Origin of the sequence: Flavobacterium anhuiense (assembly GCF_004151235.1) — a bacterium.
GTDB classification, from domain to species: Bacteria; Bacteroidota; Bacteroidia; order Flavobacteriales; family Flavobacteriaceae; genus Flavobacterium; species Flavobacterium anhuiense_A.
Genome location: NZ_JUIV01000005.1, coordinates 251504 through 263003, shown reverse-complemented (window position 1 = coordinate 263003; position 11500 = coordinate 251504). Strand labels below are relative to the sequence as shown.

The following is an 11500-nucleotide window of genomic DNA, read 5'->3' as shown; positions in this document are numbered from 1 at the left end:
AAATGCCCCAAATAGTGTCTAACTTTTTGGGGCATGTTCAGAACGGGCTTTTTTATTGGGTAAGAATTGAAATATATCTTTCCAGACTTTCTTTTTCTTTTTGCGCTATAAACAGAAAAAAATCTTCTTTGTCTTTTTGGGTTTGAGCAATTTCTAAAGACTGGTAATATTGGATTCTTGTTTCATAATCTCCTTTAATATTGGCTATTGGATAACCTTTTTGCATCAGAATTAAATTCATTATTAATCTTGAAGTTCTTCCGTTTCCATCAATAAAAGGATGAATTGTAATTAAACGCTCATGCATTTCTGCGGCTAAAATAATAGGATGTAGTTTGTTTTTATTGATTTCATACCAAACAAAATATTGTTCCATTTCCTTTGAAACCATTAAAGGTTGTGGAGGCATGTGACTACTTCCCTGAATCATAACTTGAACTTTTCTGTAACGTCCTGCATCTTCCGGAATAATTCCGCGTAAAATTAGATTATGAATAGATAAAAGATCTCGTTCGTTAAAAGAGTTGTTTTTATTCATTAAATCTTTAATAAAGCCAATTGCTTCCTGATGATTTATAGCTTCAAGATGTTCCCGCATGCTTTTTCCGGAAATCGTCAAACCTTCATTGATGACCATATCTGTTTCACGAAGTGTCATTGTATTTCCTTCAATTCGATTGCTTTCAAAAGTATATTCCAATTCTAAAGTTTGTTTTATTTTAAAGCTGTCATACTGGCGATAAGAATCTAGTTTTTCTTTTAAGGCATCAATTTCTTTTAAGATTTTTTCTAAAGAAGCAGATAATTTAAGATTTGAAACCGTTTTATTGTATTTGATTTCGTCTTCAGCAACTTTTAATGCTTTTAAGGCAAGTTCGTCATCCCCAATTTCATAAAGAATCTTTTCTTTAAGCCAAGCAATCATTAAAGTTTCATAATCAATTTCTAAAAGTTGAGAAAGTTTAATAATTTGATCTTTGGTCGGTTTTCGTGTTCCAGATTCAAATTTACTGATTAAGGCTTGATCAATTCCGGCAAGTTGAGCCAATTCACGGGTTTTTAAGCCTTTCTGTTCTCTGGCGTTTTTTAATAAGGATTTCATTTAATGAAAATTTTAGTCTTGACAAATTTAGTCAATTTTTAAATCAAAAGAAAAACGATGTTTATACACCGCTTTTTTTTCTATAATTATTTTGGAGGCAGAGAGCCGTCTTTTCTCATTTCTTTCACTACAGCTTGCATAATTGCATCGACTGTTTGTCCTAAATCTGTAACGTATTGTGATTCTGTAGTTCCTGTCCAGATTAATTTGTTTTGCTTTAATGAAAAAACGTTAGTTTCTACCATGTAAGAAGTAGTTTCCTGATAATAGCCTGGATCATAAAAGTTAGGAGAATACATTCCGTACCAGTTTCCGAATCCATAACCGTACATTCCAGTATACATCCCGTCAAATCCTCCATAATACATTCCGGTGTAAGTGCCAGGAACATAATTAACTTCTTTTTCTTTGCTCACTAAACGCATACTGATTACTCCATCAAAGTTCTCATCTTGCAAAACCTTTAGTTTTTGTTCTTGCGTTAATTGAGAAGTTGCGTTTAAATATTGATATGAAGTTTTGAATATCGGATTGGCCGCTGCAATTCTGTTTTCTGTAATTCGTCTCGAGGCTTCATCCTTGACCAAAGCTACAACCAAAACCTTTTTGAATTGTTCCTGAGTGATTGTTACATCAGGATCTCTCCAGCTATTTACAATAGAAGTATTACTGCCACAACCTGTAAACGCCGCAATAGCGAAAAACAAAACGAAGTACTTTTTCATATTTTACAGTTATATTATTTTGTAATAAAAATAACAATAAAATATTATAAATGTATCATTTATAGAAAATTAAATTTGCTTTTAATTATAAGCTTTTTTAATACGGTCCAAATCACGTTTGGTATCTTGTTCTTTTAGAGATTCACGTTTGTCATAGTTCTTTTTCCCTTTACAAAGCCCAATCTGTAGTTTGGCTAAACCTTTTTCGTTTGTAAAAAGTTTTAAAGGTATTATAGTTAAACCTTTTGCCTGAACATTTTTATGAAGTGTTTTTAATTCTTTTTTGTTTAAAAGTAGTTTTCTTTCACTTCTTGATTTATGATTGAATTGATTTCCAAAAGAATACTCTTCAATATAAGTATTAATGGCAAAAAGTTCCATACCGCTAAACTCACAGAAGCTTTCGGTAATGTTTGCTTTCCCTAAACGTATAGATTTAATTTCTGTTCCCGCCAAAACAATTCCAGCAGTATAAGTGTCGATTATTTCATAATCGAATCGGGCTCTTTTGTTAAGTATGTTAACTGACTTTATCATGATTGCAAATGTAAGACAAAATTGAAAAAAAAATGAGGCAGTTAAAGGTAATTGAAGTTTTTTTTTAATTCCATGATTTTAGTCAGTCTTAAGAAAAAAGCTTACTGCTAAGTTTGTCCAGTAATTAAAAAATAAAATAAAATAAAAAAGATTGTAACATTAGTGAGTATGGTATTAATCGGTTTAACTGCAAAAGCTCAAGATTCGTCTCAAGGATTAAAAGGCGCTTGGTTTGCAACTTCTCAATTTGGTTATCAACAGACTAAAAATGAAGGTAATAAAAATACAAATTTATCTGTAATTCCAGTTGTAGGTACATTTGTTACTCCGTCAGTTGCTGTTGGGGCAGGTATTGGATATATTAATATCAAAGCCGAGACAGACGCGGGTACAGCAGCAAAGACAGATTTAATTGTTGTTCAGCCTTTAATTAGAAAATATTGGAATATAGCAGGTTCGTTATATTTCTGCGGACAGGCAGCAATTCCTGTTATTACTGGAAAAGAGAAAGAAAGTGAGTTAAAAGTTAATCAAGTTGGATTATCAGTATCTGGAGGGTTAGATTATTTTGTTACTAAAAACTTCTCTGTAGAATTTTCTTATGATTTGGCTAATTTTACTTCTACAACACTTAAAGCTAAAGATGGGGAAAAAACAACAGTGACCAATTTTGGTTTAGCGCATGTAGCTAATGTTGACCCATTTTACAATACAGCATTAGCAGGAAGTAATCCAAACTTGACTTCTCCTGTTTCTGTTGGATTTAAATTCATATTCTAATTTATTCTTTATTTGATTAATGTAAAATTCTATTTAGTAATTTTGCGAAAAAAGAAGACCGTACTTTTTTGAAGTACGGTCTTTTTGATAGTATTTAAAAAGTATAAGATGCAAAATCAATCCAAAGATCCTTTACACGGAATCACACTTCAAAAAATTGTCGAAACTCTAGTCGATTATTATGGATTTGATACTTTAGGAGAATTAATCCCGATTAAATGTTTTAATTCAAATCCGAGTGTAAAATCAAGTCTTACTTTTTTAAGAAAAACAGATTGGGCTCGTAAAAAAGTAGAAGAGCTTTATATTAAAACACTTCCTAAATTAAGCTGAGTTTTATAATTTATACGAAATCATTACACCTCCACGGTACGGAAGCCATTCTCCACTTTTATTCCAATGAGGTGCTTTTTCATATCTTCCAGGAGTTCCGTCGTTATAGTATCCTTTGTAAAATCCTTGGTGCCATCCGCCGCCAACAAAAAAGTCAAGTAAAAATTTATCACTTAGTTTTAAATTGTAACCAACTGTAGCTCCAATTCTATAGCCAAAACCATCTTCGTACTTATTAGTATCCCAATAATTCCATTTTTGTAATTTATATTTATCGGCACCAATATGAGCTCCAGCATAAAAGCCATTGTACTTTTCTTTAAAATGATAACGAATCTCAGGAGTAACAGTGACAAATTTCATCGGGTTATTTCCGTTAAAGGATTCCCAGAAAGAAGCCATTACATCAGCACTAAAAGTGGTTTTTTCTCCAATACTGGTTTCTATTCCAATATTTGGGACTAATATTAGAGCAGTTGCTCCGTTAAATTTTACAAATGTCTGGCTTTGTAATTGGGTACAAAATAAAAGAACAAGTAGGGCGGATATTTTTTTCATAAATATTGTTTGGAATTCAAAAACAGCTGTTTGCTAATTTTGAGCGCAAATATAAAGTATAATGCTTAAGAATTATTATCTATAATGATGTTTTAATAAGTATAAAGTGTTATTTTTCTAATAATGAATAAATTACCTTATCTAAAAATTTTCCGTCCCAAAATTCTACTTCTCTCAGATGTGCTTCTTTAACAAAACCGCATTTTTGCAATACCTTTTCTGATGCATAATTTTCGGGATCAATTACGGCTTCTATCGAATGCAATTTTAAGTCTTCAAAACCAAATGTTATTAACCGATTTACAGCTTCTGGGACAATTCCTTTTCCATGATGATTAGGAGAAAGGATATAGCCTATTTCAGCACGATAATTTTCGGGTTGCATTCTGTAAAACCCTACGATTCCAAGTAATTTTGAATCATCCTTAAATCTAATTCCCCAATTTATTCCAATATTGGTGTCGATTTTTTCATCAATCATTCTGATATGTTCGAGAGCGTCTTCGTGATCTTTTACCAATGGTCTTGGTATATATTTCATTGTTTCAGGATTAGAGCGCAATTCAAAAACTTCTTGAACGTCTTTATCTGTAACTCGATCTAAAATTAAACGCTCAGTTTCTATTATTGGAAATGGAGTAAAGTTAAAATCTAACATTTTGTTTTGTTATAACGTAGTAATACTAAATTTTGCGGAGAATTCTTTCTTTTCATCCAAGATCAAAATTCCTTCTTTTTCATATAAATTGCCTGAATTTCCATCAGTATCAGAATAACCAAGCCAAGGTTCGATGCATACAAAAGGTGCATTTTCTTTTGTCCAAATCCCTAAACTTGGAAAATCGTTAAAAGCAACTTTTACATAAGGTTTTGAGTTATAAAGAATAGTTAAAGATTTTGATTCTAATGTTTTGAAAATTAAAGCATCATTTTTGAAGAGCTCATAATTTAAAGGAACCAAATGGTTTTTTGTTTCTAAAATTTTAGTCTTAGAAGAAATCAAATCGTTTTCAAGAAGGTAATATTTTAAATTCTCGTCTTTTTCAAATTGGAATGCATAATTTTCAAAATTTCCTTGAAGCGCAATTGCAGGATGCGCTCCAATTGAAAAAGGCATTTTTTCTTTTCCTTTATTAATTACTTTATATTCAAGCTCCAAAGAATTTTTATTAAGCGTATAAATAAGTTGCAGTTCAAATTCAAAAGGATATTTCTGCAATGTTTCTTCTGAAGATTTAAGAGAAAAAACAGCTTTACTTTCAGTTTTTTCGATCAATTCAAAATCCATGTCACGAGCAAATCCGTGTCGAGGCAAATGGTATTCTTTTTCATTGATTGTATAGGTGTTGTTTTTTAAAGTTCCTACAATCGGAAAAAGTACTGGCGAATGCTTACCCCAAAAATCTGGATTCCCTTCCCATATGTATTCATTGTTTTGATTGTCTTTTATAGAAAATAATTCGGCTCCAGCATGTTTAATAGAAGCTTTTAATGTTGAATTTGAAATAGTTGTAATCACAGTAATTGATTATAAAATGAATGTTTTTTATAGAGATGTAAATATATTTTATAAATTTTAGTTTTTTAAGAAAAAGGCTTAAATTATTTTATTGATAAAATTATGCTAAAATTAAATTTATGTTTTGAAATTTCTCTGTAAATAGCTTTTTTTTTCATTAATTTGCTACATAAACAGCTAAAAAATATGAAAAAGCAATCTGCAAAAGCCATTTTAACCGCGGCTTTATTTTTTGGGATTTCTTCAGTATGGGCGCAGCAAACTTCGTCAGCACCAGCAGCAAATCCAGTAAACAATTACAATTATCATGATGCCTTTGGACCTCATTTTTACACTAAAAATGGTACTTCAACCCGCACTGCAAGCGGTGAACCAGGAGTAGAGTACTGGCAGAATAGAGCCGATTATCAGATTACGGCAAAATTAAATGCAACTACAAACGAGATTGTAGGAACAGATGAAATCACTTATACTAATAATAGTCCAGAAAAATTATCATTTCTTTGGCTGAATTTAGATCAGAACTTATTTAAAGACGATTCTAGAGGAAATGCTGTTGTGCCTTTAACAGGAAGCCGTAACGGAGCTCAAGGACAAGTTTTTGATGGCGGAAATAAAATTAAATCTGTTAAGATAATTTCTGGAGGAAAAAACAAGACAGAAGTTGATGCTAAATATATAGTTACAGATACCAGAATGCAGATTTTTCTTCCTCAAGCATTGGCTTCAAAAGGAGGTTCTGTAAAGGTTAAAATTGAATTCTCATTTATTGCGCCTTTTGAAGGATCAGACAGAATGGGAGTTCTAGAAACAAAAAACGGAAAAATATTTACAATTGCGCAGTGGTACCCACGTATGTGTGTGTACGATGATGTGCGAGGTTGGAATACAGCTCCATATTTAGGTGCTTCTGAATTTTATTTAGAGTATGGTGATTTTGATGTAAAACTTACAGTTCCAGGAAATCATTATGTTGTAGCTTCTGGAGAATTGTTAAATGGTCAGGAAGTATTTTCTGCTGAGCAATTAAAAAGATATAAAGATGCTGCAAACAGTGATAAAACAGTAACAATTCGTTCTGAGCAAGAGGTTAATGCAACAGCAAATAGTAACTCAGGAACAGAAAAAACATGGCATTATAAAATTAAAAATGCGCGTGATTTTTCTTGGGCGTCGTCTCCAGCTTTCATCTTAGATGGAGCAAAAATTAACCTTCCAAGCGGTAAAAAATCATTGGCATTATCTGCTTATCCTGTTGAAAGTGCAGGCCAAGGCGCTTATGGGCGTTCTACAGAATATGTAAAAGCGTCAATTGAGCATTATTCTAAACAATGGTTTGAATATCCTTACCCGGCAGCAACAAATGTGGCTGGAAATGAAGGTGGTATGGAATACCCAGGAATTGTTTTCTGTGGATGGAAATCTAAAGGACAAGATCTTTGGGGAGTAACAGATCACGAATTTGGGCATATTTGGTTCCCAATGATTGTGGGTTCAAACGAAAGATTATTTGCTTGGATGGATGAAGGATTTAATACATTCATCAATTCTTTAAGTACTGCTGCATTTAACAATGGTGAATATAAAGAAGAACCAACAAATTTGCATGATATGGCAGAACCGTTTACTAGACCTGATTTAGAAACGATTATGAGTTCTCCTGATAACATGAAAGAAGCTAATATTGGTATGTTATGCTACTTTAAACCAAGCGCAGGTTTAGTGATTTTAAGAGAGCAAATTTTAGGAAAAGAACGTTTTGATACTGCTTTTAGAACTTATATTCAGCGTTGGGCATACAAACATCCGCAGCCAGATGATTTCTTTAGATCTATGGAAAATGTGGCAGGAGAAGACTTAAGCTGGTTCTGGAGAAGCTGGTACGTAAACAACTGGCGTTTTGATCAAGGCGTTAATTCGGTAAAATATGTAAAAAATGATCCTGCAAAAGGTGCTGTAATCACAGTTGAAAATTTTGATAAAATGCCAATGCCAATTGTTTTAGATGTGAAAACAAAAAACGGAAAAGTGACAAGAGTTAATTTACCAGTAGAAATTTGGCAAAGAAATAATTCTTGGTCTTTCAAACATAATTCGACTGAGGAAATCGAAAGTATTACTTTAGATCCAGATCATGCTTTTCCAGACAATAATACGTCTAATAATGTTTGGACAGCGGGAAAAGGTAAGATAGAAAAAGATCTTATTTTAGATCCTTTTGTTGGTAACTATGTTACGTCAAAATCGCCTTTGACAATTGAATTGACAGAGAAAAATAGTGTTTTAAATGCAGAACTTCCAAACTATCCTAAGTTTGCATTAGAGCCTGTTGCAAACGAAAAAGATACTTTTGAATCTGCGAGAGCTGGTTTGAAACTTAAATTTAACGATGCTAAAAACGGTTTCGATTTGATACTTTCAAACGGTCAAATAATACCTTTTACTAGAAAGTAATTTAGAAATAATAAAAAGAATTTTAAAGCCCGATAGTTATTTTAACTGTCGGGTTTTTTCTTTTGTCTTAAGTTTCAGGTTTCGGGTTCATTCAAGTTAAAAAGTAAAGTCTTGGAACCTCAGTACCTTAATATCTTTAAAAAACACAAAACGTAAAAAAAATGTTAGAAATTTAATTTTTTGTTTTGTGAATAAAAAAAAGATGTACTTTTGCACCGATGAATAAAATAAGTTTACATATAACTTCTTTGTCACGGACAAACTCACCGATTACTTCTCCCGAAGTACGGACACTAGCTCTATAGTGTTCACTGAGTTTTATAGCCGTATATTTATTCATACCCATTTTTCATTTTGAAATCACATAATTTGTCCATTGGACAAACATATCCTAAAAGTATTTATTATTTTGTAAATTTTCTTAATCAATGTTTTGATTTTGAAGGTATTACTTCTTTTTTGCTTAATTTTATTGGATTCAATTCTGGATTTCAAACGAATCAATATGCTTTAATTTTTAACTCTAACTTCAATAATTGAAATGAAGATCTCTATTGTTGTTACCCAGGAAGAACACTTCAAATATGCGCAAGAAATCTGCGATACGATAGAATCGTCTGCCTTATTAAGAGGTACGGGGATTGCTAAAAGAACTCCTGAGTACATTCAGAAAAAAATGGCAAACGGTGATGCAATGATTGCTTTGGCTGATGGAAAGTTTGCAGGTTTTTGTTACATAGAAAGCTGGCAGCACGGAAAATTTGTTGCGCATTCTGGATTAATTGTACATCCAGATTATAGAAGTCATGGTTTGGCAAAAAAGATAAAATCGAAAGTTTTTGATTATTCTTTGAAAAGATTTCCAGACGCTAAAATATTTGGAATTACAACAGGTTTGGCTGTAATGAAGATAAATTCTGAATTAGGTTATAAACCAGTTCCTTTCTCAGAATTGACAACTGATCCTAGCTTCTGGGCTGGCTGTAAAACTTGTACTAACTTCCCGATTTTACAAAGCAAAGAAAACAAAATGTGCCTTTGTACAGGAATGTTGTACGATCCAAAAGAAAAACAAAAAACACCACCAAGACATCCTTTTAACGAGGCTGTTTTAAACAGACTTAAAAAAATTAAACAAGCTTTATTCTTGAATAAAATATTGGCATTGTTTGTTTAAGTCAAATTAATTAGAAAAAATCTCAAACTGCTACATACGAAAGTATTAGCCTAAATTATAAAAAATGAAAAAAGTAGTATTAGCTTATAGCGGAGGATTAGATACCTCGTATTGTTTGAAATATTTAAAAAATGAAAAAGGATACGAAGTTCACACTGTTCTTGTAGACACAGGAGGATTTTCTGCTGAAGAATTAACAGCTATTGAAAAAAGAGCTTACGAGTTAGGAAGTGCGCAACACGCAAACCTTACAATCTTAGACAAATATTACGATAAAGCTATCAAATACTTGATTTTCGGAAACGTATTAAAAAACAATACTTATCCATTATCAGTAAGTGCAGAGCGTGTTTTTCAAGCAATTGAAGCTATAAAATATGCTAAAAAAGTAGGAGCAACTGCAATCGCTCACGGAAGTACTGGTGCAGGAAACGACCAAATTCGTTTTGATTTGATTTTCCAAACTATTGCTCCAGAAATCGAAATTATTACTCCAATTAGAGATTTAAAATTATCAAGACAAGAAGAAGTTGATTATTTGGCTCAAAACGGAGTTCACTATTCTTGGGAAAAAGCGCAATATTCTATCAATAAAGGACTTTGGGGAACAAGTGTTGGAGGAAAAGAAACTTTAACTTCAAGTCAGCCATTGCCAAGTGAAGCTTATCCTTCGCAATTGCAAAAAGAAGGCGAAGAAAAAGTAACGCTTCATTTTGAACAAGGAGAATTAGTTGGCTTAAACGGAAAAACAGATAAACCGTCAAATAATATTGTGGCTCTTGAAAAACTGGCAAGTGCTTACGCAATTGGTAGAGATATTCACGTTGGGGATACTATCATCGGAATTAAAGGAAGAGTTGGTTTTGAAGCTGCTGCGCCGTTAATTATCATCAAAGCGCACCATTTATTAGAGAAACACACTCTTGGAAAATGGCAACAATACTGGAAAGAACAATTAGGAAATTGGTACGGAATGTTATTCCACGAAGGACAATTCTTGGATCCGGTTATGAGAAACATTGAAACTTTCTTGCAAGACACTCAAAAAACTGTGAATGGAACGGTTACAGTTTCATTAAAACCATACCATTTCTCATTGGACGGAATCGAATCTGAAAATGATTTAATGAATACAGGTTTCGGTCAATATGGTGAAATGAACAATGCTTGGACATCAGACGATGCAAAAGGATTTATCAAGATTTTAGGAAATGCACAAAACATATTCTCATCTGTAAACAAATTAGATCATGATTAATGTCGGAATTATTGGTGGTTCGGGCTACACGGCTGGAGAACTCATCAGAATTTTAATGTATCATCCAAAAGTAAACATTGATTTTGTTTACAGTACAACAAACGCTGGAAAACCGCTTTCTGTAGCGCACCACGATTTGATGGGCGATATCGAAATGAATTTCACAGCCGAAATCAATCCGAATGTGAATGTTGTTTTCTTGTGTTTAGGTCACGGAAAATCGATTTCATTTTTGAAAGAAAATCAGTTTGCAAGTCATACTAAGATTATTGATTTAGGAAATGATTTCAGACTGAATAAAGATGCTCATTTCGAAGGAAAAGACTTTGTTTACGGATTGCCTGAAATCAATAAAGCTGAAATCAAAAAAGCAAATTATATCGCAAATCCGGGTTGTTTCGCAACGGCTATTCAGTTGGCTTTATTGCCTTTAGCAAAACATAATTTGCTGAATAATGATGTTCATATCAATGCAACAACAGGAAGTACAGGAGCAGGAGTAGGTCTTTCAGAAACTTCTCATTTCAGTTGGAGAAACAATAATATGTCACATTACAAAGCTTTTGAACACCAGCATTTAGGTGAAATTTCAGAAAGTTTGGTGCAATTGCAGGATGATTTTGATAGCGAATTGCTTTTTATTCCGAACAGAGGAGATTTTCCAAGAGGAATTTTTGCAACCTTATATACAGTTTGCGATGATAGTTTGGAGCAATTGGTTGCTAAATACGAAGAATTCTATAAAAACGAGCCTTTCGTAACCGTTACTACAACCAACATCAACATGAAACAAGTGGTGCAAACGAATAAATGTATTATTAGTTTATTGAAAAAAGGAAACCGGGTTCTCATAACATCAATTATCGATAACTTAACCAAAGGTGCTTCAGGACAAGCGATTCAAAATATGAATTTAATGTTCGGATTAGAAGAAACCACAGGTTTACATTTGAAACCAAGCGGATTTTAATAATAGTTGATTGTTGTTGGTTTATAGTTTATGGAAACATCAAGTTTAAACTATCAACCATCAACCATCAACCAAAAACTAAAAAAG

The 11500-nt window shown here is 32.6% G+C and carries 13 protein-coding genes; 6 read left to right on the top strand and 7 right to left on the bottom strand.

The window, feature by feature from the left end:
* Positions 1-52: 52 nt before the first annotated feature.
* The 3 genes from NU08_RS09680 to smpB form a co-directional block, all read right to left on the bottom strand.
* Positions 53-1102 carry a Fic family protein gene (locus NU08_RS09680; RefSeq protein WP_129746927.1) on the bottom strand — a complete coding sequence of 350 codons (1050 nt, stop codon included), beginning with the start codon at positions 1100-1102 and terminating at the stop codon, positions 53-55.
* A gap of 86 nt (positions 1103-1188) precedes the next feature.
* Positions 1189-1827, bottom strand: a complete 639-nt coding sequence (locus NU08_RS09675; protein WP_129746926.1) for a hypothetical protein — start codon at positions 1825-1827, stop codon at positions 1189-1191.
* A gap of 81 nt (positions 1828-1908) precedes the next feature.
* On the bottom strand, positions 1909-2364 hold the full coding sequence (smpB, locus tag NU08_RS09670) for an SsrA-binding protein SmpB (protein WP_008463103.1): 456 nt from the start codon (positions 2362-2364) through the stop codon (positions 1909-1911).
* A 168-nt stretch (positions 2365-2532) separates the two neighbouring features.
* On the opposite strand from smpB, the gene NU08_RS09665 reads away from it, so the two are divergent.
* Positions 2533-3144, top strand: coding sequence for a hypothetical protein (locus NU08_RS09665; RefSeq protein ID WP_242502523.1), 612 nt, complete (start codon positions 2533-2535; stop codon positions 3142-3144).
* Between the two features lie 108 nt (positions 3145-3252).
* Complete coding sequence (locus NU08_RS09660) at positions 3253-3477, top strand: VF530 family DNA-binding protein (protein WP_111369699.1); 225 nt, start codon at positions 3253-3255, stop codon at positions 3475-3477.
* A gap of 3 nt (positions 3478-3480) precedes the next feature.
* On the opposite strand, the gene NU08_RS09655 is transcribed toward NU08_RS09660, so the two are convergent.
* The 3 genes from NU08_RS09655 to NU08_RS09645 all read right to left on the bottom strand — a co-directional run bounded on the left by NU08_RS09655 (position 3481) and on the right by NU08_RS09645 (position 5554).
* Positions 3481-4035 (bottom strand): DUF3575 domain-containing protein, encoded by a 555-nt coding sequence (locus tag NU08_RS09655; RefSeq protein WP_129746924.1) that lies wholly within the window; start codon positions 4033-4035, stop codon positions 3481-3483.
* 109 nt (positions 4036-4144) lie between these two features.
* The gene (locus tag NU08_RS09650; protein WP_129746923.1) at positions 4145-4693 is read right to left on the bottom strand and encodes a GNAT family N-acetyltransferase; all 549 of its coding nucleotides are present in this window, start codon (positions 4691-4693) and stop codon (positions 4145-4147) included.
* 9 nt (positions 4694-4702) lie between these two features.
* Entirely contained in the window at positions 4703-5554 is an 852-nt protein-coding gene (locus NU08_RS09645; protein WP_129746922.1) for an aldose 1-epimerase family protein, read from the bottom strand.
* 186 nt (positions 5555-5740) lie between these two features.
* Between NU08_RS09645 and NU08_RS09640 the strand changes: the two genes are divergently transcribed.
* Positions 5741-8008, top strand: coding sequence for a M1 family metallopeptidase (locus NU08_RS09640; protein ID WP_129746921.1), 2268 nt, complete (start codon positions 5741-5743; stop codon positions 8006-8008).
* A 172-nt stretch (positions 8009-8180) separates the two neighbouring features.
* Here the strand turns inward: NU08_RS09640 and NU08_RS22305 are convergent, their stop codons facing one another.
* A complete protein-coding gene (locus tag NU08_RS22305) occupies positions 8181-8348 on the bottom strand; it encodes a hypothetical protein (protein WP_165352442.1) in 168 nt (55 codons plus the stop codon).
* A 201-nt stretch (positions 8349-8549) separates the two neighbouring features.
* Here NU08_RS22305 and NU08_RS09635 point away from each other — a divergent pair, with 201 nt between their 5' ends.
* The 3 genes from NU08_RS09635 to argC all read left to right on the top strand — a co-directional run bounded on the left by NU08_RS09635 (position 8550) and on the right by argC (position 11413).
* Complete coding sequence (locus NU08_RS09635; protein ID WP_129746920.1) at positions 8550-9185, top strand: GNAT family N-acetyltransferase; 636 nt, start codon at positions 8550-8552, stop codon at positions 9183-9185.
* Between the two features lie 64 nt (positions 9186-9249).
* On the top strand, positions 9250-10443 hold the full coding sequence (locus NU08_RS09630) for an argininosuccinate synthase (RefSeq protein WP_073409232.1): 1194 nt from the start codon (positions 9250-9252) through the stop codon (positions 10441-10443).
* Positions 10436-11413 carry an N-acetyl-gamma-glutamyl-phosphate reductase gene (gene argC / locus NU08_RS09625; RefSeq protein WP_129746919.1) on the top strand — a complete coding sequence of 326 codons (978 nt, stop codon included), beginning with the start codon at positions 10436-10438 and terminating at the stop codon, positions 11411-11413. Before NU08_RS09630 ends, argC begins: the two co-directional genes overlap by 8 nt.
* Positions 11414-11500 lie beyond the last annotated feature (87 nt).

Excerpts from the sequence above, each read along its gene's own strand:
- NU08_RS09680 (WP_129746927.1), bottom strand. The coding sequence starts at position 1,102 with ATGAAATCCTTATTAAAAAACGCCAGAGAACAGAAAGGCTTAAAAACC.
- NU08_RS09675 (WP_129746926.1), bottom strand. The coding sequence starts at position 1,827 with ATGAAAAAGTACTTCGTTTTGTTTTTCGCTATTGCGGCGTTTACAGGT.
- smpB (WP_008463103.1), bottom strand. The coding sequence starts at position 2,364 with ATGATAAAGTCAGTTAACATACTTAACAAAAGAGCCCGATTCGATTAT.
- NU08_RS09665 (WP_242502523.1), top strand. The coding sequence starts at position 2,533 with ATGGTATTAATCGGTTTAACTGCAAAAGCTCAAGATTCGTCTCAAGGA.
- NU08_RS09660 (WP_111369699.1), top strand. The coding sequence starts at position 3,253 with ATGCAAAATCAATCCAAAGATCCTTTACACGGAATCACACTTCAAAAA.
- NU08_RS09655 (WP_129746924.1), bottom strand. The coding sequence starts at position 4,035 with ATGAAAAAAATATCCGCCCTACTTGTTCTTTTATTTTGTACCCAATTA.
- NU08_RS09650 (WP_129746923.1), bottom strand. The coding sequence starts at position 4,693 with ATGTTAGATTTTAACTTTACTCCATTTCCAATAATAGAAACTGAGCGT.
- NU08_RS09640 (WP_129746921.1), top strand. The coding sequence starts at position 5,741 with ATGAAAAAGCAATCTGCAAAAGCCATTTTAACCGCGGCTTTATTTTTT.
- NU08_RS22305 (WP_165352442.1), bottom strand. The coding sequence starts at position 8,348 with ATGAATAAATATACGGCTATAAAACTCAGTGAACACTATAGAGCTAGT.
- NU08_RS09635 (WP_129746920.1), top strand. The coding sequence starts at position 8,550 with ATGAAGATCTCTATTGTTGTTACCCAGGAAGAACACTTCAAATATGCG.
- NU08_RS09630 (WP_073409232.1), top strand. The coding sequence starts at position 9,250 with ATGAAAAAAGTAGTATTAGCTTATAGCGGAGGATTAGATACCTCGTAT.
- argC (WP_129746919.1), top strand. The coding sequence starts at position 10,436 with ATGATTAATGTCGGAATTATTGGTGGTTCGGGCTACACGGCTGGAGAA.